Source organism: Nocardiopsis sediminis, from assembly GCF_042650565.1.
Taxonomy (GTDB): domain Bacteria; phylum Actinomycetota; class Actinomycetes; order Streptosporangiales; family Streptosporangiaceae; genus Nocardiopsis_B; species Nocardiopsis_B sediminis.
This window is the reverse complement of the sequence record NZ_JBHSBH010000015.1, coordinates 1,069,165-1,091,589: the sequence shown is the minus strand read 5'-3', so window position 1 is coordinate 1,091,589 and position 22,425 is coordinate 1,069,165. Positions and strand designations below refer to the sequence as shown.

The following is a 22,425-nucleotide window of genomic DNA, read 5'->3' as shown; positions in this document are numbered from 1 at the left end:
TGTGGGCTCCTTCGCTGGGGGGTGCAGCGGTACGGGTCGTCGCGCCCTCGGCCGGAACTCCGGTCCGCGGAACGTATTCTGGCCGCTCGCGGGTACATGCCGGTCGCCGGGCACCGGGCCTGCGACGGCAACACCGATTCACACGCAACCACACGCCGGTCCACGCGCCCGCGGCCGACCGCGCCGCGGCGGCGGGACGCATGGGGAACCCCCTGATCGGGGGCTTGGAGGAGAGACAATGGCGGAACTGCGGTTCGACGGCCGCGTCGCTGTCGTCAGCGGAGCTGGGCACGGACTGGGCCGGTCGCACGCCCTCGAACTCGCAGCGCGCGGCGCGAAGGTCGTCGTCAACGACCTCGGCGCCCGCGTCGACGGCAGACACGACGACGGCACCGGCGCAACGGCGGCTGAGGCCGTCGCCGAGGAGATCCGCGCCAAGGGCGGCACGGCGATCGCCGACGGCGGCGACGTCGCGACCGAGGAGGGCGCCCGGTCCCTCATCGAGTCCGCCGTCGACGCGTACGGCCGCGTGGACATCGTGGTCAACAACGCGGGCATCCTGCGCGACAAGGCGTTCAAGAACATCACCTGCGCCGACTGGGACGCCGTCCTGGCGGTCCACCTGCGGGGCACCTTCCTCGTCACCCAGGCGGCCTTCGGCCACCTGCGCGAGAACGGGTACGGCCGCATCGTCAACACCACGTCCCCCGCCGGCCTCTTCGGCAACTTCGGCCAGTCCAACTACGCCGCGGCCAAGATGGGGATCATCGGGCTCACCAAGACCCTGGCGATCGAGGGCTCCAAGTACGACATCACGGCCAACGCCATCGCCCCCATCGCCTTCACCCGCATGACCGAGGACCTCTTCCCGCCCGGCGCCCGCGAGCTGCTCTCTCCGGAGAAGGTCACCCCGCTGGTGGTCTGGCTGGCCCACGAGGACTGCGAGACATCGGGGGAGACGTACTCCGTGGGCGGCGGCCGCGTGGCCCGCGTCTTCGTCGCCGAGGGGCCGGGCGCGCTGCTCGGCGACGGCGGCGCCGAGGAGCTGCGCGACAACTGGCCCGACGTCAACGCCGAGCGCCCCTATGTGGTGCCGCGCAACCTCGCCGAGCAGACCGAGGTCCACTTCCAGGGGCTCACCTGACGGTGGCGGGCGCCCTCGGCCGTCGAATCGTCGCCCTGGGTCGGCGAAACCACGGCGCGGGTGGCCGGATCCGGCCGTGAAACGCCGGTCGGTGCGCGGCCGCGGGTGCGGATCTGCGCGCTCCGCCCGGTTTCACCGCGCCGCCCTCCGGTTCGCTTTTAGCATGGCGGATCGGAGGTGGGGAAGTGTGAAGGTGAAGGAGTTCGGAGAGCTCGAAGCCGCGATCATGGATGCTCTGTGGGCCGCCGACGGCCCCCTCGTCGTGCGCGAGGTGCGCGCGACCATGACCTACGACCGCGACGTCGCCTACACGACCGTCATGACGGTCACCAACATCCTGTTCCACAAGGGCCTGCTGCACCGCGAGAAAGCGGGCCGGGCCTGGCTCTACTGGCCGCGCGAGTCCCGCGAGGAGCACACGGCGCGGGTCATGAGCGAGGTCTTCAGCGGCGGCGGCGACCGCGGCACCACCATGCTCCGCTTCATCGAGGGCTTCAGCGACGAGGAGATGGCCCGCCTCAACGACGTCCTGCGCGAGGTCCGCGCGCAGCGGGCCGCCCGGCGCGTCGCCGACCCCGTGGCCAACGCCACCTGACACCCGCACACCCCGCGCGTCCCGCGCGTCCCGCGCCCGCACCATGGTGGCCTGTCGGCCCCGGCGTCTATGCTGCCCGTTGTGGACGAACCGCTTGTCGCTCGCATGCGCCCCTTCGGCGAGACCATCTTCGCCGAGATGAGCCGCCTCGCAGTGGAGCACGACGCCGTCAACCTCGGTCAGGGGTTCCCCGACACCGACGGCCCCCGGTCGCTCCTCGACGGCGCCGCGCGCCGCATCCGCGACGGCGTGAACCAGTACCCGCCCGGCCCCGGCCGCCCCGAGCTGCGCGCCGCCGTCGCCGAGGACCGGCGGCTCCGCTACGGCCTGGAGTACGACCCCGGCAGCGAGGTCTACATCACCGTCGGCGCGACCGCGGGGATCGCCGCGGCGGTGCTCGGCCTGATCGAGCCCGGCGACGAGGTCGTGCTGTTCGAGCCGATGTACGACTCCTACGCCGCCGTCATCGCCCTGGCCGGCGGGGTGCGCCGCCCCGTCCCGCTGCGCCCCGGCCCCGCCGCCGACGGCGGCCGGTTCGCCTTCGACCCCGATGAGCTGCGGGCCGCGATCGGCCCCCGCACGCGGATGATCCTCGTCAACAGCCCGCACAACCCCACGGGCACCGTGTTCACAGCGGAGGAGCTGGAGGTCATCGCCGGGCTCTGCCGCGACCACGACCTCATCGCGGTGACCGACGAGGTCTACGAGCACCTCACCTTCGACGGCGTCGCCCACATCCCGCTGGCGACCCTGCCGGGGATGCGCGAGCGCACGCTCGGGGTGTCCTCGGTCGGCAAGACGTTCTCGGTGACGGCGTGGAAGACCGGCTGGGTCATGGGGCCCGCCCCGCTCGTGCGCGCGGTGCAGACCGTCAACCAGTTCCTCACCTTCACCGCCAACGGGGCCCTCCAGCTGGCGATCGCCGACGCCGTCCGCGATGAGCACGCGTGGATCCGCGCCCAGCGCGACAGCCTCGCCGCCCGCCGCGACCGGCTCTCCCAGGGGCTGCGCGCCGCCGGGTTCGAGGTCCTGCGCCCGCAGGGGACCTACTTCGTCATGACCGACATCCGCCCGCTCGGGTTCACCGACGGCATCGACTTCGCCCGTGCCCTGCCCCGCACCGCCGGCGTCGCCGCGGTCCCCGCGCAGGTCCTCTACGACACCACCGCCGAGGGCCGGCACCTCGTGCGCTTCGCGTTCTGCAAGCGCGACGAGGTCCTGGACACGGCCATAGACAGGCTGACGAGGGCGTTCTCCACGTGAGTGGGGACCGCCCCGGACGAAGGAGACGAGCACGGTGATCACGCGCGAGCAGGCGGCAGCGGCGGCCGACGCCTGGCTCAACGGGACGGCTCCGCCCGAGCGGCGCCGCGCCGTTCAGATGCAGGAGTTCGACCTCGGCTGGGTCGTCTGGGCCACCAGCCCCCTTCCCGAGAACGACCTGCTCGCCGGGGAGCGGCGGCCCCCGGCCGAGGTCGGCGGGTCCCGCGGCGTCATCGACCGGTGGAGCGGTGAGCTGAGCACCTGGCCCATGGTCGCCGTGGACCAGGTCGCGCAGATGTACCGCGAGCACCGCTCCGGCGCGCAATGGGCCGCCGCGCCTCCGGCGCCCCCTGCACCCCCTGCCCCCGCTCCTGCGGCTCCGCCCACTGTCGGCCCCGGCAACATGGTGGTCTTCTCCTACCGCGACGCCTCCGGCGAGGAGACCTACGCCAACGGCCTCTCCGGCCCGGGGACCCCGCCCCCGGAATTCCAGATCTGGGCCGGCCTGCGCGGCAAGGGGGTCCGCCCCGAGGACGTCGTGGGCGTCCACTCCGACCTGGAGGCCGCCGACCTGCCCGGCGCCTACCGGGCCAAGTTCCTGCGCGAGACCTTCCCCGCGGCGCAGCTCTCGTACTCGCACCGCTACGGCGCCGACCGCGCCCGGCGTGCCAAGGGCATGGCGGCGCTGGTCGAGCAGGCCGATGCGATGCGCCTGCTGTCCGGCGGTGCGCCCCGGCCCGCGGCGGCCCCGGCGCCGGTCGCGTTCCCTGCTCAACCGCCGGCGCCGCTGCCCGATGCGCGGCTGGCGGGCCTCCTCGGCGAGGCCTTCTCCGACGTCCGGCGCTACGATCCCGCCCTGCTGGCCCGGACCCGGCTCCCCGAGGCCACGCGCGCCACCCTGGCGACCGCCGGGCTGCCCGGGGTCGTCCCGTACTTCTTCGCCGCCGACACCCCCTCCGGCGCCCCGGCCGGCGGGCTGCTGACCGACGCCGCCACCCACATGCGGGCGCGCGGTACCCGGGCCGACGAGGCGGCCCTGGCGGTCCTCGCCGGGCACGTGCGCATCGGCAGCGACGGCGGAACGGCCGTCACTGTCCAGTGCGTCGGCGGCGAGAACGGGGTCGGGGCGGGCTGCATCTGGTCGGTCGACATCACCTCCGGCATCGGGCGCTACATCAACCACTCGGCCGCCGCATTCGGGGCCTGCCTGGCGGTGGTCACCGGCGTCCTGCCGCGCCTGCGCGGGGCGGACCCGCACGCGGCCGGGGCGATCGTCGCCGAATTCCAGGACGCCGTCGCCGCGATCGACCCCTCGGCCCTCGGCGACCCCGAGAACTGGTGGTCGGTCGTCGTCGAGCAGATGTGGGACGGGCTGCTCTGACGTCCCAGGGCCCGCCGCCCTTGCCCGCCGGACCCCCGCCGCCACCCCCATCCCCCGAGGTCCCCGAGGAGAACCGCCCCGTGACCGCCGTGATGCCCGAGCCCCTGCTGCGCGTGGCCGAAGCCGCCAAGGGCTTCATGCCCACCCACGAGGGGCTGGCGCTGTACGAGACCGCGCTCGCCCACGCCCGCCTCGGCCCGGTCCTGGAGATCGGGACCTACTGCGGCAAGTCCACGGTCTTCCTGGGCGCGGCGGCCCGCGCAGCGGGCGGGACCGTGGTGACGGTCGACCACCACCACGGCTCGGAGGAGCACCAGGAGGGCTGGGAGTACCACGACCCGTCCGTGGTCGACCCCGAGACCGGCGAGATCGACACGCTGCGGGAGTTCCGGCACACCATGGCCCGGGCCGGCCTGGAGCGCGAGGTCGTCGCCGTCGTCGGCCGCTCCGCCGACGTCGCCTCGCTGTGGAACACCCCACTGGGCATGGTGTTCATCGACGGCGGCCACACCGATGAGGCCGCCCAGGCCGACTACGCGTCGTGGAGCCCGCACGTCGTTCCCGGCGGGGTACTGGCCATCCACGACGTGTTCCCCGACCCCGCCGACGGCGGCCGCCCGCCCTACGACATCTACCGCCGGGCCCTCGGTTCGGGCCGGTTCACCGAGGTCCGTGCGGTCGACTCGCTGCGCGTCCTGCGCCGCGAGCCCTGATCCGCGCCGCGCTTGTGCGCGCGGGTCCGGCCCGGCCACCAGGCGGCCCGCTTCCCGTCCCGGCGAGGGGCCTGGCGCCCGTGCCCGCGGCGCGGTATTTCCCTTGTGGATCCCTTGGAGATCCCTTGTGGTTTGGAACGGCGAGCCGACGAGCGAGCGGAGGCGGCGCTGCCCTTGGCCGCAGGCCCTCCCGCGGGGCCGGTGGAGCCGAGAGAGAAGGGGAGCGTGACTTGTGGTTCAGTACGCGCCAGCCGTGTTGAGGACATAGGCTCGGGGCGCGAGGACGACAAGCGGACGAGGCGTGAACAAGGGGTGCGTGAACCGGTGACGACCAACGGTGCGGCTGGACGGGTCGCTCAATTCACACTCGACAACGGCCTCCGCCTGGTGACCGCCCCCGCGGCCACCGGCCAGGTGGCCGCTGTCAACCTGTGGTACGGCGTCGGGTCCCGGCACGAGGTCCCCGGGCGCACGGGGTTCGCCCACCTCTTCGAGCACCTGATGTTCCAGGGCAGCGGCGGGGTGAAGAAGGGCGAGCACTTCGACGCCGTCGAGCGCCTGGGCGGCGACATCAACGCCTCCACCTCCACCGACCGCACCAACTACTACGAGACCGTGCCCGAGCACGGCCTCGACCTCGCCCTGTGGCTCGAGGCCGACCGCCTCGCCACCCTGCGCGAGGGCATGACCCAGGAGGTCCTGGACAACCAGCGCGACGTCGTCAAGAACGAGCGCCGCCAGCGTTACGACAACGTCCCCTACGGCACCGCCCTGGAGCGCATGCTCCGGCTGGGCTACCCCGCGGGCCACCCCTACCACCACCCCACCATCGGGTCGATGGAGGATCTGGACGCCGCCGACCTCGACTACGTGCTGTCCTTCCACGAGAGCCACTACGGGCCCGACAACGCCGTGCTCACGGTGGTCAGCAGCCTCGACCCCGAGGACGTCCACCGGCGCGTGCAGCACTACTTCGGCGCCATCCCCGCCCGGACCACCGTGGCCGAGGCCCCCGACGCCACCCTCGAAGGCCCCATCGGCGGGCCCGTCAGCGACCGCGTCGTCGACAACGTCCCGGCCGCGGGCGTCTTCCTGGGCTACCGGGTGCCCGCCTACGGCGAGCGCGACTTCGACGTCCTGCACCTCGCGTCGGCCATCCTCGGCCAGGGCCAGGGCAGCCGCCTCTACCGCCGCCTGGTGATCGAGCGCGGCCTGGCCGCCGACGACGGCGGACAGTCGGCCGACATCATCGGGTTCCGCTACACGCCGAGCCTGATGCTGGTCAACATGATCGCCCGCGAGGGGGTCAGCGGCGCCGAACTCGAAGCGGCGATGATCGAGGAGACCGCCGCCCTGGCCGACGGCGTCACCGAGGAGGAACTGGAGCGCGCCCGCGCCGTCCTGGAGCGCGACCACCTCCAGTCGATCGCCCACCCCAGCGGCCTGGCCGACACCATCGGCAGCTGCACGCAGCTCTTCGGCGACCCCACCCTCGCCTACACGTGGCCGCAGCGCTGGGCCGACATCACCACCGACGACATCGTGGCCGGCGCCAAGCGGCTCCTGACCCCCGAGAACATGCTGAGCGTCCGCTTCGACCCCGAGGTCCCTGAGGCACCCGAGGAGGCCCCCGAGACCGCCGGGGCCGCCGCCGGGGAGCAGTCCGCCGCGCCCGCCGCCTCCGCCTGACCCCGCGGCCCGTCCCGGCCGGCCCGCGAACCCACGCCGAACAGAGAGTCGTTTCCGCATGCTCCAGACCCGCCCCGTACCCGGCGCCCCGAAGCCCTACACGTTCCCCAAGCCGCAGCGCCTGCGGGTAGGCGGCGGCACCGTTGTCGCCATCGACGTCCCCGGCCAGCAGTTCGCCGCCGTCCGGCTGGTCCAGCCCTCGGGCGGCATCACCGAGCCGCTCGACCGCATGGGCGTGGCCACCCTGACCGGCGAGGCGCTGGAGGACGGCGTCGCCGGCGACAGCTCCCTCGCCCCGGCCCTGGAGCGCCACGGCGCCGAGTGGGTCGCCCGCGTCACCTGGGACAGCTTCGTCACCGGTGTCGACGCGCCGATCAGCCGGATCGCCGACGCCACCAAGCTGTTCGCCGAGGCCGTGCGCACCCCCGCGCTGCTCCCCGATGACGTCGTGCGCCGCCGCGACCAGCTGCTGGAGCGCTTCTGGCTGGAGGCGTCCATGGCCTCCACCCTGGCCACCCGCGCCATCGGCGGCCAGCTCTTCACGGGGCGCTACGCCACCCCGCTCAACGGGGGCCCGGTTCAGCTTCAGAACGTCACGCCCGAGATCGTGGCGGACTTCCACTCCCACGCCGTCGCCGGGGTCGCCGGGACCCTCGTGGTGGTCGGCGACCTGTCGGGGGTCGACCTCGCCGAGCTGGGCGCGACCGTCTTCGGCGACGCGTCGGACGTCCCCGCCCCCACCCCCTCGGCGCCCGAATCCGCGCCGGGCGAGCTGCCCCGCATCGTCGTGCTGGACCGGCCGGGGTCGGTGCAGTCGGCGCTGATCCTGGCGCACCGCGCGCCCTCCCGTTCCGAGATCGACCTGCCCCGGGCCGACGGCATGAGCGACGTCCTCGGCGGCATGTTCACGTCGCGGCTCAACAACGAGCTGCGGGAGCGCCTGGGCTACACCTACGGCGTGGGCTGCCGGTTCGACCTCCGCCGCGACAGCGGGGTGTTCCTGGTCAGCACCCAGGTCGAGGCGCCCACCACCGCGCACTCCATCACCGCCACCCTCGCCGAGATCGAGAAGCTCCAGGCCGACGGCGTCACCGAGGCCGAGCTGTCGGCGGTCCGCGAGTCCAACACGGTCGGCCTGCCCGTGACCTACTCCACCGCGCGCAGCCTGGCGTCCGCGCTGGTCGAGGGGGTCGTGCACGACCTGCCCGAGGACCACGTCGACCAGCTGCGCGCCGGGTTCGAGCGCGTCACCGCCGACGACCTCACCCAGGCCGCCCGCGACTACCTGCACCCGCGCGAATCCGTGGTCATCATCGCGGGCGACGCCGCCCAGATCGAGGGGGAGCTGCGCGAGGTCGGGCACGGCCCGGTGGTCGTGCACGATCCGGAAACGCTGTGGGCCTGACCGGTTTCGGCCGCGTCCGCGGCGGCAAAATGACGCAATGGGAGCCAGATCACCGCATGAAGGGGGTCGGCGCGGACATAACAAAACCGAACCCATGTACCGGTGATCTTTCAACTACCAGCTCGGATGTCGTTCTTGGCTGATATAACGAGGGTCCGTACAGCATTCGACGCGAACGCGACCGTAAGCACCCCCAGGAGGCCGGCATGGCCCGTGATCAGACTCGCTGACTAGCCATGTCCTCCACAGAGAACCCCGAAACCGAGCGGCAGGGGCCGCCGCTCGACCCCGCTCGCCCGGCGACTCTCGAGGCGGGCCCCGCCGACCGTGTCCTGAAGGGCCGCTACCAGCTCCTCGATGAGATCGCGCGCGGCGGTGTCGGCACCGTCTGGCGCGCCACCGACCTCGTCCTCGACCGCGAGGTCGCGGTCAAGGAGCTGCGGCTGCCCACCGACCTCAGCCGCGCCGAACGCGAGTCGCTGCTCCAGCGCACCACGCGCGAGGCGCGGGTCGCGGCGCGGCTCACCCACCCGGGCGTCGTGACCGTGCTCGACGTCGTCGACGAGGACGGCCGGCCCTGGATCGTCATGGAGCTCGTCGTCGCGCGGACGCTCGCCGAGATCACGCAGGTCGCCGGGCAGCTGCCCTACCAGCGCGTCGCCGAGATCGGCCTCCAGCTGATCGACGCCCTCAAGGCCGCGCACGACGAGGGCATCGTGCACCGCGATGTGAAGCCCGACAACGTCATGATCAGCGAGGGCGGCCGGGTGGTCCTCACCGACTTCGGGCTCGCCGCCTGGACCGGTGAATCCGCGCTGACCACGTCGGGCCGCATCATCGGCTCGCCGTCCTACATCCCGCCGGAGCGCGCGAAGGCCGGCCCGGTGGGTCCGGAGTCCGACCTGTGGGCGCTCGGCGCCACGCTCTACGCGGCGGTCGAGGGCCACCCGCCCTACGACCGCAAGGGCTACATCCGCATCCTCAAGGGCGTCGACCTGGAGGAGCCGCCCGTGGCCGAGAACGCCGGGCCGCTGGCACCGGTCCTCGCGGGGCTGCTGCACGTCAAGCCCGAGGACCGGCTGACCGCGGAGAACGCCACCAAGATGCTGCGCATCGCCGCTCTGGCGCCGTGGGCGCCCGAGACCAGCCCCGAAACCGCGGCCAAGAGCGCCGCGGCCACGGACTCCCAATCGGTGATCCCGGAACCGGCCGAGGAGGACGCCGGGATCGACTCCGCGCGCCAGCACTTCCGGCAAGGGGCGCACGTCCTGCGGCACTCGCTCCAGGAATCGGTCTCCGACCTTCACGAATCGGTGTCGGAGTCGATGTCGTCGCTCCAGGAGAAGCTTCAGCGGCACCGTCCCGACTCCGTGAGCCACCTGCTCACCTCGATCCGGGAGTCCACCGACACCCTGGGGCTGACCAGCTCGGGCAAGCACCGGGTGCGCAGCCCGCTGCCGGTGATCGCCGCGGTCGTGCTCGGTGTGGTCGTCCTGCTGTCGGTGGTGCTGTGGGCGCTGGTCTTCCGGGGCTGAGAGTCCGGGATCGAGGGGCCGGAGCCCGCGGCGCGGGGGATGGAACGGGAAAACTCGAAAGGCGCGGGACACCGTCCCGCGCCTTCGCCGTAGGGCCGGCGGGATTCGAACCCGCACTGCACTGCCCCTAAAACAGCCGTCTCTACCGTTGGACTACGGCCCCGGAACGACGCGCCACACCCCTGCACGGATGCGGGGTGCGGCCTTGTCTCCGTCGTCTGTGTCCGAGAATGGCAGCTCGAACGCGAACACTGCAAGTTCGGGTGCGCGCCGCGCCGCACCGGCCCGGGTGGCCCGGGACCGAGGCGCGGTCCCGGTTCTTCACGGTGTGGTCACAGGCCTAGCTCGCGCTTGATCCGTTCCACGTGCCCGGTGGCCTTCACGGTGTGGTCACAGGCCGAGTTCGCGCTTGATCCGTTCCACGTGCCCTGTGGCCTTCACGTTGTAGAAGGCCTTCTCCACCGTGCCGTCGGCGGCGATGATGAAGGTGGAGCGGATGACGCCCTGGACGATCCTGCCGTAGTTCTTCTTCTCGCCGAAGGCGCCGTAGGAGCGCAGCACGTCCTTGCCGGGGTCGCCCAGCAGCGGGAACGTGAGGCCCTCCTTGTCGCGGAACGCCGCCAGCTTGGCGGTGGTGTCGGGAGAGATGCCCAGCACGGTGAAGCCGGCGTTCTCGAATTCGCGCAGGTTGTCGCGGAAATCGCAGGCCTGGGTCGTGCAGCCGGGGGTCATCGCCGCGGGGTAGAAGTACAGCACCACGCGCCGGCCCTCGGACTTGAGGACGTGGCCGAGGGTGACGGGTGCGCCGTCGGCGTCGGTGAGGGTGAAGTCGGGCGCGGTGTCGCCGGGCTGGAGGCGGACGGTGGTCTCGCTCACGGATCTCCTTACCTGGGCGGGGCCGGGCCGCCGGCCCCGCAGGGGTCGTCCCATCAGCCTATTCGGCGGTTCCGGCCCGCGCCCCCGAGGGGCGCCCGTCCAGGTCGCTCACCTGCCCTGTTGTCCGAGTCCGCGCCCCAGCAGGCGGCCGATCCCCTATTGTTGAGCGGACTCACCAGGTCGGCGCCGTATTCGCCGGATCCCGGCCGGTGCGTAGACTCGTGCGTCACACACCCCCGGTCGTCGGCACTCCGCGCCGACCGCGCAGGACCGAGGCACATCCGCTTCGCGTGGGAGTTCATCGACGATGGCTGGTTTCACTCTGGACGACGTCCGGGAGCGCACGTCCAAGGCGCGCGACTCCTGGTGGACGGTCGGGATGGTCGATCCCGTCGCCTTCCGGCTGGTCCGGGTGATCGCCAACCGCACCGCGATCACCCCCAACCAGCTGACCGTGACGGCCCTGTTCCTCGGCCTGGGCGCCGCGGCGTGCTTCGCCGTGGCCTGGTGGCCGTTCCTGATCGCCGGCGCGGTGCTGTACTACCTGTGCTTCCTGTTCGACTGCATGGACGGCAAGCTGGCGCGGCTGACCGACCGCGAGTCCCTGTTCGGCTCGTGGATGGACTACGTGTTCGACCGGTTCCGGGTGCTGGTCTGCGCGGTCGCCCTGATGGGCGGCCAGTACGTGCTGACCGGGTGGGCCGGGTTCGCCTGGCTGGCGCTGGCGGTCGTCTTCGTCGACATGCTGCGCTACCTCAACGCGCTCCAGGTCTACAAGATGCGCCGCGAGATGCGCTCGCACATCGCCGGTGTGCTGGAGCGCGCACGGGCCACCCTTTCGGTGCTGGAGCCCGACGAGCCGGAGCAGGGCGGCGACCGCCCCCTGAGCGACACCGGCGAGCAGGCGGTGCTGCGGCACGGGATCTCCGTCCTGGAGCAGATCCTGCGCACGCAGACCGAGAAGGAGAGCCGCTACGACCGCGACGCCGGCAAGCAGCCCGATGTGCGGCTGCCCAAGGTGGACCTGCACCAGGAGTTCCGCACCCGCTTCCCCTGGTACGAGCGGATCTGGGACTACCTGCGGGCGCGGCGCGTGCGCACCCACCTTGTCAGCGGGATCGAGTTCCAGATGGCGGTGTTCGTCCTGGCGCCGCTCGCCGGGGTCGCGGCATCCGCGTCGATCGTGTGGATTACCGTCGTTGTGGGTGTTTTGCTGCTCGCGTTCGAGATCGCGATCGTCTATAAACTGTGGTTGTCCACGCGGGACTTCTTCCGTGTCGTGGACGGAATCGAAAGCGCGTTGAGTTTCACGCGCTCGTCTGATGACGCGGCGGCCCCGCAGGCCCCGGCCGCGGATCCGTCTCCGTCTTCTCAGGCGAACCTGCGCTAGCGGAAGGAAGCGGCGGTATGGAAGGACGCGACCCCGCGGGGACGCGCCGGGATCCGGCCACGGTCCAGGCCGAGATCGAACGTGCGCAGCGCGCCCTGGCGCGGGCGGTCGACGAGATCGCCGACCGCACCAACCCGCGCAACGCGGCGCGGCGCGGCTTCGACCGTGTGCGCGATGTCGGCGGCTTCCTCGCCGACGAGGCCTGGTCGCTGGTGACCAGCGGCGGCGCGGTGCGCGAGGAGAGCCACGTCGTCGAGCCCCCCGAGGGCAGCGTCCGGCTCAAGGGCGACGATGAAGTGGTCTCCACCTACCGGGCGCGCACGCGGGTGTCGCCCGAGGCGGTGATCCTGGGCGCGGGTATCGGGCTCGTCGTCACGGTCGGCGTGATCGCGCTGGTCAGGCGGCGGGCCAAGGCGCACGGCTGAGACCCGGCACCGGGCCACCGGTGCGGCCTGAGGGGGAGGGGCGCACGCCCCTCCCCCTCAGGCGTGTCCGGGGCCGGCGCCGCGGTTCACAGGAAGGTCCGCCCCTCGCCGCGGTAGGTCGGCACCGTCGTGATGTCCTCCGGGGCGTCGCCCTCGACCAGGTGGAGTTCGGCGAAGCGCTCGCACAGCTCGCCCGCCTTCGCGTGGCGCAGCCACACGCGGTCGCCGATGGCCAGTCCGCCCGCCGGGGCGCCCAGCAGTGGGGTCTGCACCTCGCCCGCGCCTTCGGTGGGGCTGTAGGACAGCCCGCGGGGCAGGTAGGGCTGCGGGAGCCGGCCCGCGTCGGGCGCCCCCGATGCGAGGTAGCCGCCGCCCAGCACGGTCGCCGCGCGGGCGGCGGGCCGGCGCACCACCGGGAGTGCGAACAGCGCAGCGGGGCTGCCGCTGAAGCCGCTGTAGTGGTCGAACAGCCGAGGCTGGTAGAGGCCGGACCCGGCGGCGACCTCGGTGACGGCGCGCTCTCGGCTGGTGGTGTGCAGGCTGCCGGTCCCCCCGCCGTTGACGAACCGCAGGTCGGCGACGTCGCGGACGGCGCGGACGATGGCCGCGCGGCGGCGCGCCAGTTCGGTGCGGGACCGGCTCTGGACCCACCGCAGGGTGCGGCCGTACAGCGGGCGGCCGGGAGGGGCGTCGCCGACCCCGGCGATGTGGGCCTCGTAGGCCATGATGCCGTCGAGCCGCAGGTCCGGGCGGCGCACGATCGCGCGGGCCAGCGCGGCGGCCTGGGCGGGGGTGCGCAGGGGAGAGCGGTGCGCGCCGACCCGCAGGCGCGGGCCGAAGGGCTGCCAGCTGGTGTCGATGTCGATGCAGACCTTGATGGGGAGCGCGGGGTCGGGGGCGGCGGCGCCGATGAGGTCGAAGTGGGCGGGGTCGTCGACCATCAGGGTGATGCGCCGTGCGAGCTCGGGGTCGGCGCCCAGCCGGGCGATGGCGGCGCGGTCGGCGGTGGGGTAGCCGACGAGGATGTCGTCGCTGAGGGGGCCGCTCTCGGCCAGCCAGATGGCTTCGGGGAGGGTGAAGGCCATGATGCCGGCGTAGCCGGGCAGGGCCAGCACCTCTTTGAGGAGGTGGCGGCTGCGGACGGACTTGCTGGCGACGCGGATGGGCATGCCGCCCGCGCGTCGGACGAGGTCGGCCGCGTTCGCGCGGAAGGCGGCCATGTCGATGATCGCGAAGGGGGGTTCGATGTTCCGGGTCGCCCGGTCGTAGCGTTCGCGTGCGCTTGTCATGGGGCGAATCATGGCATATTTCGTGAAATTGATTCATGTTCGTCCTTCCTTCTCGGCGGCCGGGCACGGGCGGGGCGGGCGCCCGATACCCTGGGATGAACCCCTGACCAGGACCGTCATCCGGGAGTGCGCCGACCCATGAGCGACCCAGAGCAGGACCGCGAGTTCGTGCTGACCCTGTCGTGCCCCGACGGCAGGGGGATCGTCGCCGGTGTGGCGAACCTGCTCGCCGGACACGGCTGCAACATCACCGAGAGCCAGCAGTACGGCGACCACTACACAGGCCGCTTCTTCCTGCGCATGGAGTTCACCGCCGAGCCCGTTCCCGGCGGCGCGGCGGCCGGCGAGGACACGCTGCGGGGCGCGTTCGCGGCGCTGGCCGGGGAGTTCGGCCTGGAATGGCAGCTGTGGCGGCGCGATTCCCGGCCGCGGATGCTGGTGATGGTCTCCAAGTTCGGGCACTGCCTCAACGACCTGCTGTACCGGCAGCGCAGCGGGCTGCTCGACGCCGAGATCGCGGCGGTCGTCTCCAACCACCCCGACCTCGAGTTCCTCGCCCGCTCCTACGGCCTGGACTTCCACCACCTGCCGGTGCGCCCGGAGACCAAGGGGGAGCAGGAGGCGCGCCTGCTCGAACTGGCCGGCTCCTACGACATCGACTTCGTGGTGCTCGCCCGCTACATGCAGGTGCTCTCCGCGGACCTGTGCGCCAAGATGCCGGGACGGATCATCAACATCCACCACTCGTTCCTGCCGAGCTTCAAGGGCGCCCGCCCCTACCACCAGGCGCACGCGCGCGGCGTCAAGCTCATCGGGGCGACCGCGCACTACGTCACCGCCGACCTCGATGAAGGCCCCATCATCGAGCAGGAGGTCTCGCGGGTCGACCACACGCAGGGGCCCGAGCGGCTGACCGCGATCGGGCGCGACCTCGAATCGGTCGCCCTCGCCCGCGCCGTCAACTGGCACGCCCAGCACCGCGTGCTGCTCAACGGCGCCAAGACGGTGGTCTTCCGCTAGAGCCGCCGGCGCGGCGGACGGACCTTGGGGCCGCCTCGAACGCCGGCGTCTCCGCATCTCGTGCCGCGTTACTTTGCGGGCATTATTGATTACACTCGGTAGCGATAGAGTGAACGAGTTTCAGCTCCCGCCGTGTGACGCGCAGCGTGTCCCGTGCGGCGTGGGGCGGTACGCGGGGCTCCCGTGACCTCCGGATGCCGCGGCGATCGCCGAACGGAGACCACGGCGGTGCCCCGCGGAGGACATCGGCCGACCGACCGAGGGGGCGGGCCATGAACGCACAGTCACGGCCGTCCGCTGCGACGCCCGCTCCGAGACCGCGGGGCGGGCGGCCCGGGCGGCCCGCTGTGTGCGGCACGGGGAACGCCGAGGGCCCGGCCGGTGTCCCGACGGGCCGGGCGGCGCGGGCACGGTCGGCGGCACCGCGGAGAGCGTGGGAGAGCGGGCAGAGGAGCAGGTCGAACATATGGCGGGAACGCCGGTGCGGCGCACCGGCAACGGGATCGCGGAGCCGGGGCGCGGCGGTCCGGGACGGGAGGGGACACAGGATGACGACTGTGGAGGACACGGTGGGCCGGCGGGCCCCGGGCACCGTGCAACGCGCGCGCCGCATGGCCGTCCACACGTTCCGGCCGCGGCTCTCCTGGCCCGCGACCATCGCCGGGCTGGTGCTGCTGTCCGTTGCCGGTGTCGCGGCGGCCGAGGTGATCTCCGCCCTCGCGGGACCGCCGATGCGGACCGCGGTCGCCGCCCCGGCGGCCGACTACGCGGCGACGGCCCGGTGGAGCGACCCCTCCGTCCAGATCGCGTCGGGGGTCCTGGCGCTCATCGGCCTGGTCCTGATCGTCGTGGCGCTGCTGCCCGGACGTTCCGGCCGCTGGACGGTGCTGCGCACCGACGATCCGGCGCTGGTCGTGGGCGTGTCGAAAACGGCGCTGCGGTGCACGCTGGCCTCGGCGGCGCGCCGGGTCGGCGGGGTCCGGTCGGCGCGGGTGTCCGTCCGGCGCCGGCGGGTGCGCGTACGGGTGCGGGTCCACGCCGACCTGCGCGACTGCGCGGAACTCCGCGCCGAGGTGGCCGAGGCCGTGCAGCGGCGGCTGTCCGATCTGTCCCCCCTGTACGCACTCACCGTTTCCACGCGCGTGCGGAATGCGAAGGTGACGAATGACGTTGACTGAAAAAGCGTGGGAAACGGGGCACGCGGACCGGTGGGGGCTCGCCCTCCTCGGCACACTGCTCGCCTCCGGCGGAACGGCGGCGCTCTCAGCAGGGCTGGGGCTCTTCGGCGCCCCGGCCGCCCGGGCGACGCTCGCTCTCGGCGGGGGCGCCGACACCTTCCTCGCCGACTGGCCGGCCTACGCCGTGGCCGCAACGGTGGCGGCGGCCGGCCTGCCGGCCGTGGTCCGGGCGCGCTCCCATGGCCGCTCCGCCCCCGCGGCCCGGCTGGGAGCGGCATCCGCACCGCTCCTCCGGAGGACAACACAGGCGGAGCCCGGCGCGGCCGCCGAACGCCGGGTACGCTGGAGATCACGGACCGGCGCCGGTACCTGCGACGGGATCCGGAAACGGGCCGTCGCCGCCGCACCACGAGCGCGGGCCACGGCGGCCGAGGTCTCGCCGGGAGCCGCACGCGGGCTCTTCGAGGACGAGGTCGGCGAGTACCCCGGGGTCCGCCGGGCACGGGCCCGGATGCCCCAATCCCGGCGCGACCCGCACGTCCGACTGGACGTCACCCTCGACGCCGACGCCGACATCACCGCCGTATGGCGGCGGGTCCGCGGAGAGGCGCTGGAGAACCTGCGCCGCGCGCTGGAGCTGGAGCGGCTGCCGGTAGTGGTGCGGCTGTCGACCACCGCACCCGCGAGGCTCCCCGGACACGAGCCCGCCTGACCCCCCGGCCGGCGCATCGCCGCCGGCCACACAGACCACCCTGGAGGGGCGGTACCGGAGGTATCTGGGGGGAGCCACCGGTACCGCTCCGAACTCTTCACCCCCTGCTTCGGCCGGGCGGCCGGGCGGCTGATCAGCCGCGCAGAAAACCCAGGAGCGCGGCCGTGTCGGACAGGTCGTCGAGCACGGTGTGCGCACCCACGGCGCGCAGCGCCGCGGCGTCGGTGATCCCGGTCGCCACCGCCACGACACGGGCGCCGCCGTGCAGCGCCGCGAGGACGTCATTGGGGCTGTCGCCGACGAGCACGGTGGTGTCGGCGGTGAACTCCACCCCGGTGCGCTCGGACACCCGCCGGCGCGCGATGCGCACCAGTTCGGGGCGGTCCATGTGGTCATCGCCGTAGCCGCCCAGCTCCACGTCCACCAGGTGGTCGAGGCCGAAGGCGGCGAGTTTGCGCTCGGCGTTGCGCCGGGTGTTGCCGGTCAGGACCGCCGACACGATATCGGGGTCCTCGGAGCAGGCGCTCAGGGCATCGAGGGCTCCGGGCAGCACCCGGCCGCGCTCGGCGAACTCGCGCGTGCGCGCCTCGAACATGGGGTCCTGGATCCGCAGGAACTCCGCGAAAGCGCCGTCGGTGGGCTCGATGCCGTTGGCGAGCTGGGTGTCGTGGAACCACTGCCATTCGGTCCGGCCGGGGCCGCGGGTGTCGGTGTGGCCGGTCAGGCCGGAATACGCGGCGAACGCGGCCGAGAAGATCTCGAACCCGAGGTCGTCCATGTCCACCAGGGTCTTGTCGATGTCCCACAGCACCAGGCGCTTGCCCACGCACACCCCTATCGTCGGTGTTGCCCATCCTCACTGGACCACTGCGGAGCCCGCGGCATCGGCGCCGTGGCGCTGTAGCGTCGTAGCGGCGGCACCGTGGCGCCGTGCGGCCGGCTCCGTCACGCCACGGTAGCCGACCTGCGGGCCGGTCCCGGCGGGGCGGCCGGGAAAATCCCCGCGAACCCCTCGTGACCGGGAGGAACACCCCGGCCCGCATGTCGTGCGCGGGGGTTCGTCATAGGGCGCTGTTACATTCCGGGCATGGCGACGAAGATCTTTGTGAATCTGCCCGTGAAGGACCTGAAGACGTCGGTCGACTTCTTCACCGCGCTCGGTTTCTCGTTCAACCCGCAATTCACCGACGAGAACGCGACCTGCATGATCATCGGCGATGAGGGATTCGTGATGCTCCTCGTCCGGGATTACTTCTCGACCTTCACCCCCAAACCCGTCGCCGACCCCGGGACCCACACCGGAGTCATCATCGCCCTGTCCGCCGACAGCCGCGCCGACGTCGACGCTCTGGCCGACAAGGCCCTCGCGTCAGGCGGTTCCTTCGCCCGGGACCCCCAAGACCACGGCTTCATGTACGCCCGCAGCTTCCAGGACCCCGACGGCCACATCTGGGAATCCGTCTGGATGGACCCCGCCGCGATCCAGGGCTGAAGGCGGCGCTCCGGGGGAGACGCCCGGTCACGCGTTGAGGACGCGCCCGGTCACGTGTCGGGGAACGGTCTCAGGTTGAAGGCATCGCCGGTGAGGCAGCGGAGGCCGTAGAACGCCTGCTCGGTCCAGTCGGGGCGGGCGCTGAGTTCGGGTGGGATGTGCACGACCACGTCCGTGCCGGCCGTGAGGGTGAACCGGTCGTCGCTGTCGCTGCCCGAGGCGCGGGTGAGCACGGTGAACTCCCACGCACGCACGTCGACCTGTGCGGCGCCGACCACGCGCAGCACGAAGTGGTCGGCGGTCTCGCGGTAGAACGACAGCGGGACCCGCACCGCGAGGCGCCGGGCATGCGGCGACCCCACGATCCGCCAGGGCGGTTCGGGGCCGAGGTGCAGGTGGTCGGAGAACAGGGCCCGGCGGAGCTCGGTGTAGTCACGTGCGAATGACAGCAGGCCGCTGGTCACATCGGCGAGGTCCTGGGTGGAGTCGCACCAGTCGATGTCGCCCTTACGGGCCGCCAGCTCCTCTTGTGCCCACCGGTGCAGCAGCCGCCGGAACGGCGGGTGCAGCGGGAACGCGTCGTCGGCCGCCTGGATCGCCAGCCCGATCCCGTCGAGCAGCCGCTGGTAGTGGTCCTTCAGGTCCACGAGCCCTCCTCATCCCCAAGCCACCCCCGCCGCGTCACCCCCGCCCATCATCCCGAACCCCCACATTCCCCCGCACGGAGTGGCCACGACCGGACACGGGCATCCCGTCGTCGGAACGGTTCCGTGTCGTGCCACGCTTTGACTCACCCCACGGTGAGGCGCTACAGATCTGGTGCGCAAGCTCCCTTCGGCCACACGGAGACCATGATGCACACCGACCCCTCGCGCGAATCCCACGCGGACGTGCCGGAGATCGTCACCGACGTCGAAGAACTGCGGCTGCTCATCGCCGAGCGCCGGGACTCTCCGTCGGTTCCGATGTCCGACGTGCTGGCCGAAACCCTGGCGCGTGGCGAGTTCAGCACTCGATGACGTTGACCGCCAGGCCGCCGCGGCTGGTTTCCTTGTATTTGTCGTGCATGTCGCGGCCGGTGTCGCGCATGGTTTTGATGGCTTTGTCGAGGGAGACGAAGTGGCTGCCGTCGCCGCGCAGGGCGATGCGGGTGGCGCTGATCGCCTTGACCGATGCCAGCGCGTTGCGTTCGATGCAGGGGACCTGGACGAGGCCGCCGATCGGGTCGCAGGTGAGGCCGAGGTTGTGTTCCATCGCGATCTCGGCTGCGTTCTCGACCTGGGCGGGTGTGGCGCCGAGTGCCTCTGCGAAGCCGGCGGCGGCCATCGAGGATGCCGAGCCGACCTCGCCCTGGCAGCCGACCTCGGCTCCGGAGATCGACGCGTTCTCCTTGAAGAGGATGCCGATCGCCCCCGCCGTGAGCAGGAACCGGACCACCCCGTCGTCGCCCGCGCCGCGGGTGAAGTGGGTGTAGTAGTGCAGCACCGCCGGGACGATGCCCGCCGCGCCGTTGGTCGGCGCGGTCACGACCCGGCCGCCCGCCGCGTTCTCCTCGTTGACCGCCAGCGCGTACAGGGTGATCCAGTCGCTGCCGTGCATCGGGTCGCCGGAGTCGACGGACTCGGGTGCCAGCAGACCGTGGTCGTCGCAAGCCCCGCCCAGCTGGCGGTAGAGGCGGTGTGCGCGTCGGGGCACCTTCAGCCCGCCGGGCAGGGTGCCCTCAGTGCTGACGCCGCGCCGCACGCACTGCCGCATCGCCCGCCAGATCTCCAGCAGGCCGGCGCGGATCTCCGTGGGTGAGCGCCCGAACGCCTGCTCGTTGGCGAGCATCAGCGCGCTGATGGACATGCCGGTCTCGCGGCACAGGTCCAGCAGTTCGGCCGCCGTGGTGAAGGGGTAGGGGCGCGGGGTGTCGTCGGGCACGATCCGGTCGGCGCCGGCCGCGGCCTCGTCGACCACGAACCCGCCGCCCACCGAGTAGTAGACGCGCGAGCGCAGTTCGGTGCCGTCGCCGCCGAACGCCAGGAACCGCATCCCGTTGGGGTGGCCGGGCAGGCTCTCGCGGCGCCGCATGTCGACGTCGGCGGCCGGGTCGAATGCGATCTCGTGCCCGCCGGGCAGCCGCAGCCGCCCCCGGGACCGCACATCCTCCAGCAGGCCGGGGACCGCGTCGACGTCGATCCCCTCGGGGGTCGCGCCGATCAGCCCTAGGACGACGGCGCGATCGCTGCCGTGCCCCTTGCCCGTGAGGGCGAGCGACCCGTACAGCTCGGCACGCACCGACGCCACGAGGGGGAGCAGGCCGTCGGCGGCCAGCCCCGCGACGAAGGTGTGCGCGGCCTTCATCGGCCCCACGGTGTGCGAACTCGACGGCCCGATGCCGATCGTGAACAGGTCGAAGACGCTGATGGCCATGGCCCGGCCCTCCTCCTCGTGGACGGCTCGCGAGCTGGGTGATGGTTACGGCCTTGCAAGGGGCGGCCGTTGGGCCCGCTGCCCCGGCCGGGCGGGTCGGATCGATCCGGACCGCCCGGCCGGGTGAACCCGGTCCTACAGGCCCGGGTACAGCGGGCGCTTGGCCACCAGGGCGTCGACGCGGGCCCGCAGGGCCGCGGAGTCGTAGCCCGGCTTGAGGGCTTCGGCGATGATGTCGGCGACCTCGGTGAAGTCGGCGTCGTCGAAGCCGCGGGTGGCCAGCGCGGGCGTGCCGATGCGCAGCCCGGAGGTGACCATCGGCGGGCGGGGGTCGTTGGGCACCGCGTTGCGGTTGACCGTGATCCCGATCTCGTGCAGCCGGTCCTCGGCCTGCTGGCCGTTCAGCTCGGAGTGCACGAGGTCGACCAGGACGAGGTGGACGTCGGTGCCGCCGCTGAGGACGTTCACGCCCGCCTCAGCGGCGTCGGGCCGGGTCAGGCGTTCGGCGAGGATCCGGGCGCCCGCGAGGGTGCGGCGCTGCCGGTCGGCGAACTCCTCGCCCGCGGCCACCTTGAGCGCGACCGCCTTGGCGGCGATCACGTGCTCCAGCGGCCCGCCCTGCATCCCGGGGAAGACCGCGGAGTTGATCTTCTTCCCGAGCTCCGCCTTGGCGAGGATGAGCCCGCCGCGGGGACCGCCGAGGGTCTTGTGCGTGGTGGTGGTGGTGATGTCGGCGAAGGGCACCGGGTTGGGGTGCAGCCCGGCCGCGACGAGCCCCGCGAAGTGCGCCATGTCGACCATGAGCAGCGCGTCGACGCTGTCGGCGATCTTGCGGAACCGCGCGAAGTCGAGCTGGCGCGGGTAGGCCGACCAGCCGGCCACGACCATCTTGGGCCGGTGCTCCTGGGCCAGCGCCTCGACTTCGTCGTAGTCGACGGTGCCGTCCTCGTCGCGCACGTGGTAGGCGACGGCGTTGAGGATCTTGCCGGAGTAGTTGATCCGCATGCCGTGGGTGAGGTGGCCGCCGTGGGCGAGGTCGAGCCCGAGGATGGTGTCGCCGGGCTTGAGCAGCGCGAAGTAGACGGCGGTGTTGGCCTGGGCGCCGGAGTGCGGCTGCACGTTGGCGTGCTCGGCGCCGAACAGCTCCTTGGCGCGGTCGATCGCGAGCTGCTCGACGACGTCGACGTACTCGCAGCCGCCGTAGTACCGGCGGCCCGGGTAGCCCTCGGCGTACTTGTTGGTCAGGACGGTGCCCTGCGCCTCCAGTACCGCCCGGGGGGCGAAGTTCTCGGAGGCGATCATCTCCAGGGTGTCGCGCTGCCGGCTCAGCTCCTGGCCGACCGCGGTCGCGACCTCGGGGTCGAGTTCGGCGAGGGACTGGTCGAGGAGGTGGTTCTCAGACGCCATGTGCTTAACCTTCGCCTTCGGTCAGCTGGGTGTACTGCTCCGGGGTGAGCAGGTCGGACGGTTCCCCGGCGATCTCGACCTTGAAGAGCCAGCCGCGCCCGAAGGGGTCGGCCCCGATGACCTCGGGGTCGGCGACCGCGTCGGCGTTGACCTCGACGACCTCCCCGTTGACCGGGGCGTAGAGGTCGCTGACCGACTTGGTCGACTCCACCTCGCCGCAGGGCTCACCCGCCGTGACGGTGGTGCCGGACTCCGGCGGCTCGACGAAGACGATGTCGCCCAGGGATTCGGCGGCGAACGAGGTGATGCCCACGGTGGCGATGCCATCGCTGATGGACACCCACTCGTGTTCCTTCGTGTACTCCAGCTCCGCGGGGACGCTCAATTCAACTCTCCTGGAGGTGTTCCTGTATCCGGCACGGCGCGACCTGGGGCGCCGCCCTGACCTGCCGATGTGTGGGGGCCGCGGCCGCCCACCCGCCGGATTCTCCCGGAT

The 22,425-nt window shown here is 72.5% G+C and carries 22 protein-coding genes and 1 tRNA gene; 15 read left to right on the top strand and 8 right to left on the bottom strand.

All coding sequences use genetic code 11. The annotated features are described in order from the left end of the window. Nucleotides 1-238 precede the first annotated feature (238 nt). The 8 genes from ACFOVU_RS27370 (at nt 239) to ACFOVU_RS27335 (ending at nt 9,725) form a co-directional block, all read left to right on the top strand. Entirely contained in the window at nt 239-1,144 is a 906-nt protein-coding gene (locus tag ACFOVU_RS27370) for an SDR family NAD(P)-dependent oxidoreductase (protein WP_378538170.1), read from the top strand. Between the two features lie 193 nt (nt 1,145-1,337). Further along, complete coding sequence (locus ACFOVU_RS27365; RefSeq protein ID WP_378538168.1) at nt 1,338-1,739, top strand: BlaI/MecI/CopY family transcriptional regulator; 402 nt, start codon at nt 1,338-1,340, stop codon at nt 1,737-1,739. An 81-nt stretch (nt 1,740-1,820) separates the two neighbouring features. After that, nucleotides 1,821-3,002 carry a pyridoxal phosphate-dependent aminotransferase gene (locus tag ACFOVU_RS27360; RefSeq protein WP_378538167.1) on the top strand — a complete coding sequence of 394 codons (1,182 nt, stop codon included), beginning with the start codon at nt 1,821-1,823 and terminating at the stop codon, nt 3,000-3,002. 34 nt (nt 3,003-3,036) lie between these two features. Next, nucleotides 3,037-4,383: an SUKH-4 family immunity protein gene (locus ACFOVU_RS27355; RefSeq protein ID WP_378538165.1), complete on the top strand. Its 1,347-nt coding sequence runs from the start codon at nt 3,037-3,039 to the stop codon at nt 4,381-4,383. Between the two features lie 92 nt (nt 4,384-4,475). Beyond that, on the top strand, nt 4,476-5,096 hold the full coding sequence (locus ACFOVU_RS27350; RefSeq protein ID WP_378538240.1) for a class I SAM-dependent methyltransferase: 621 nt from the start codon (nt 4,476-4,478) through the stop codon (nt 5,094-5,096). A gap of 324 nt (nt 5,097-5,420) precedes the next feature. Further along, complete coding sequence (locus ACFOVU_RS27345; protein WP_378538164.1) at nt 5,421-6,785, top strand: M16 family metallopeptidase; 1,365 nt, start codon at nt 5,421-5,423, stop codon at nt 6,783-6,785. 58 nt (nt 6,786-6,843) lie between these two features. Beyond that, a complete protein-coding gene (locus tag ACFOVU_RS27340; protein WP_378538162.1) occupies nt 6,844-8,190 on the top strand; it encodes a M16 family metallopeptidase in 1,347 nt (448 codons plus the stop codon). A gap of 236 nt (nt 8,191-8,426) precedes the next feature. Next, entirely contained in the window at nt 8,427-9,725 is a 1,299-nt protein-coding gene (locus ACFOVU_RS27335) for a serine/threonine-protein kinase (protein WP_378538161.1), read from the top strand. Nucleotides 9,726-9,815: 90 nt separating this feature from the next. On the opposite strand, the gene ACFOVU_RS27330 is transcribed toward ACFOVU_RS27335, so the two are convergent. Both ACFOVU_RS27330 and bcp read right to left on the bottom strand, forming a co-directional pair. Continuing rightward, a tRNA-Leu gene (locus tag ACFOVU_RS27330) sits at nt 9,816-9,888 on the bottom strand. Nucleotides 9,889-10,115: 227 nt separating this feature from the next. After that, nucleotides 10,116-10,601 (bottom strand): thioredoxin-dependent thiol peroxidase, encoded by a 486-nt coding sequence (bcp, locus tag ACFOVU_RS27325; protein ID WP_378538159.1) that lies wholly within the window; start codon nt 10,599-10,601, stop codon nt 10,116-10,118. 307 nt (nt 10,602-10,908) lie between these two features. On the opposite strand from bcp, the gene ACFOVU_RS27320 reads away from it, so the two are divergent. Both ACFOVU_RS27320 and ACFOVU_RS27315 read left to right on the top strand, forming a co-directional pair. Then, nucleotides 10,909-11,991 (top strand): CDP-alcohol phosphatidyltransferase family protein, encoded by a 1,083-nt coding sequence (locus ACFOVU_RS27320; protein ID WP_378538158.1) that lies wholly within the window; start codon nt 10,909-10,911, stop codon nt 11,989-11,991. Nucleotides 11,992-12,008: 17 nt separating this feature from the next. Then, on the top strand, nt 12,009-12,416 hold the full coding sequence (locus tag ACFOVU_RS27315) for a DUF3618 domain-containing protein (protein WP_378538156.1): 408 nt from the start codon (nt 12,009-12,011) through the stop codon (nt 12,414-12,416). Between the two features lie 86 nt (nt 12,417-12,502). Here ACFOVU_RS27315 and ACFOVU_RS27310 read toward each other — a convergent pair whose 3' ends face one another. Beyond that, the gene (locus ACFOVU_RS27310) at nt 12,503-13,705 is read right to left on the bottom strand and encodes an amino acid deaminase/aldolase (RefSeq protein ID WP_378538155.1); all 1,203 of its coding nucleotides are present in this window, start codon (nt 13,703-13,705) and stop codon (nt 12,503-12,505) included. A 138-nt stretch (nt 13,706-13,843) separates the two neighbouring features. On the opposite strand from ACFOVU_RS27310, the gene purU reads away from it, so the two are divergent. The 3 genes from purU (at nt 13,844) to ACFOVU_RS27295 (ending at nt 16,615) form a co-directional block, all read left to right on the top strand. After that, nucleotides 13,844-14,725 (top strand): formyltetrahydrofolate deformylase, encoded by an 882-nt coding sequence (gene purU / locus ACFOVU_RS27305; RefSeq protein ID WP_378538153.1) that lies wholly within the window; start codon nt 13,844-13,846, stop codon nt 14,723-14,725. 548 nt (nt 14,726-15,273) lie between these two features. After that, nucleotides 15,274-15,903, top strand: coding sequence for an alkaline shock response membrane anchor protein AmaP (gene amaP, locus ACFOVU_RS27300; RefSeq protein WP_378538152.1), 630 nt, complete (start codon nt 15,274-15,276; stop codon nt 15,901-15,903). Next, the gene (locus tag ACFOVU_RS27295) at nt 15,890-16,615 is read left to right on the top strand and encodes a hypothetical protein (protein WP_378538151.1); all 726 of its coding nucleotides are present in this window, start codon (nt 15,890-15,892) and stop codon (nt 16,613-16,615) included. Before amaP ends, ACFOVU_RS27295 begins: the two co-directional genes overlap by 14 nt. 133 nt (nt 16,616-16,748) lie before the next feature. On the opposite strand, the gene ACFOVU_RS27290 is transcribed toward ACFOVU_RS27295, so the two are convergent. Further along, a complete protein-coding gene (locus tag ACFOVU_RS27290; RefSeq protein WP_378538150.1) occupies nt 16,749-17,441 on the bottom strand; it encodes an HAD family hydrolase in 693 nt (230 codons plus the stop codon). Between the two features lie 261 nt (nt 17,442-17,702). On the opposite strand from ACFOVU_RS27290, the gene ACFOVU_RS27285 reads away from it, so the two are divergent. Continuing rightward, on the top strand, nt 17,703-18,107 hold the full coding sequence (locus ACFOVU_RS27285) for a VOC family protein (RefSeq protein ID WP_378538149.1): 405 nt from the start codon (nt 17,703-17,705) through the stop codon (nt 18,105-18,107). A 50-nt stretch (nt 18,108-18,157) separates the two neighbouring features. Here ACFOVU_RS27285 and ACFOVU_RS27280 read toward each other — a convergent pair whose 3' ends face one another. Next, nucleotides 18,158-18,754: a hypothetical protein gene (locus ACFOVU_RS27280; RefSeq protein WP_378538148.1), complete on the bottom strand. Its 597-nt coding sequence runs from the start codon at nt 18,752-18,754 to the stop codon at nt 18,158-18,160. Nucleotides 18,755-18,958: 204 nt separating this feature from the next. On the opposite strand from ACFOVU_RS27280, the gene ACFOVU_RS27275 reads away from it, so the two are divergent. After that, on the top strand, nt 18,959-19,126 hold the full coding sequence (locus ACFOVU_RS27275) for a hypothetical protein (protein WP_378538146.1): 168 nt from the start codon (nt 18,959-18,961) through the stop codon (nt 19,124-19,126). Here the strand turns inward: ACFOVU_RS27275 and ACFOVU_RS27270 are convergent. The 3 genes from ACFOVU_RS27270 to gcvH form a co-directional block, all read right to left on the bottom strand. Then, a complete protein-coding gene (locus ACFOVU_RS27270; protein WP_378538145.1) occupies nt 19,113-20,522 on the bottom strand; it encodes an L-serine ammonia-lyase in 1,410 nt (469 codons plus the stop codon). The genes ACFOVU_RS27275 and ACFOVU_RS27270 overlap by 14 nt on opposite strands. A gap of 135 nt (nt 20,523-20,657) precedes the next feature. Further along, entirely contained in the window at nt 20,658-21,929 is a 1,272-nt protein-coding gene (glyA, locus tag ACFOVU_RS27265; protein ID WP_378538143.1) for a serine hydroxymethyltransferase, read from the bottom strand. A 4-nt stretch (nt 21,930-21,933) separates the two neighbouring features. Beyond that, complete coding sequence (gene gcvH / locus ACFOVU_RS27260; RefSeq protein WP_378538142.1) at nt 21,934-22,314, bottom strand: glycine cleavage system protein GcvH; 381 nt, start codon at nt 22,312-22,314, stop codon at nt 21,934-21,936. Nucleotides 22,315-22,425: the final 111 nt, after the last annotated feature.

What these genes read in the sequence shown, in the direction of transcription:
- ACFOVU_RS27370 (WP_378538170.1), top strand. Translation starts at nt 239, where the DNA reads ATGGCGGAACTGCGGTTCGACGGCCGCGTCGCTGTCGTCAGCGGAGCT.
- ACFOVU_RS27350 (WP_378538240.1), top strand. Translation starts at nt 4,476, where the DNA reads ATGCCCGAGCCCCTGCTGCGCGTGGCCGAAGCCGCCAAGGGCTTCATG.
- ACFOVU_RS27340 (WP_378538162.1), top strand. Translation starts at nt 6,844, where the DNA reads ATGCTCCAGACCCGCCCCGTACCCGGCGCCCCGAAGCCCTACACGTTC.
- ACFOVU_RS27335 (WP_378538161.1), top strand. Translation starts at nt 8,427, where the DNA reads ATGTCCTCCACAGAGAACCCCGAAACCGAGCGGCAGGGGCCGCCGCTC.
- ACFOVU_RS27320 (WP_378538158.1), top strand. Translation starts at nt 10,909, where the DNA reads ATGGCTGGTTTCACTCTGGACGACGTCCGGGAGCGCACGTCCAAGGCG.
- ACFOVU_RS27315 (WP_378538156.1), top strand. Translation starts at nt 12,009, where the DNA reads ATGGAAGGACGCGACCCCGCGGGGACGCGCCGGGATCCGGCCACGGTC.
- ACFOVU_RS27310 (WP_378538155.1), bottom strand. Translation starts at nt 13,705, where the DNA reads ATGACAAGCGCACGCGAACGCTACGACCGGGCGACCCGGAACATCGAA.
- purU (WP_378538153.1), top strand. Translation starts at nt 13,844, where the DNA reads ATGAGCGACCCAGAGCAGGACCGCGAGTTCGTGCTGACCCTGTCGTGC.
- amaP (WP_378538152.1), top strand. Translation starts at nt 15,274, where the DNA reads ATGACGACTGTGGAGGACACGGTGGGCCGGCGGGCCCCGGGCACCGTG.
- ACFOVU_RS27295 (WP_378538151.1), top strand. Translation starts at nt 15,890, where the DNA reads ATGACGTTGACTGAAAAAGCGTGGGAAACGGGGCACGCGGACCGGTGG.
- ACFOVU_RS27285 (WP_378538149.1), top strand. Translation starts at nt 17,703, where the DNA reads ATGGCGACGAAGATCTTTGTGAATCTGCCCGTGAAGGACCTGAAGACG.
- ACFOVU_RS27275 (WP_378538146.1), top strand. Translation starts at nt 18,959, where the DNA reads ATGATGCACACCGACCCCTCGCGCGAATCCCACGCGGACGTGCCGGAG.
- ACFOVU_RS27270 (WP_378538145.1), bottom strand. Translation starts at nt 20,522, where the DNA reads ATGGCCATCAGCGTCTTCGACCTGTTCACGATCGGCATCGGGCCGTCG.
- glyA (WP_378538143.1), bottom strand. Translation starts at nt 21,929, where the DNA reads ATGGCGTCTGAGAACCACCTCCTCGACCAGTCCCTCGCCGAACTCGAC.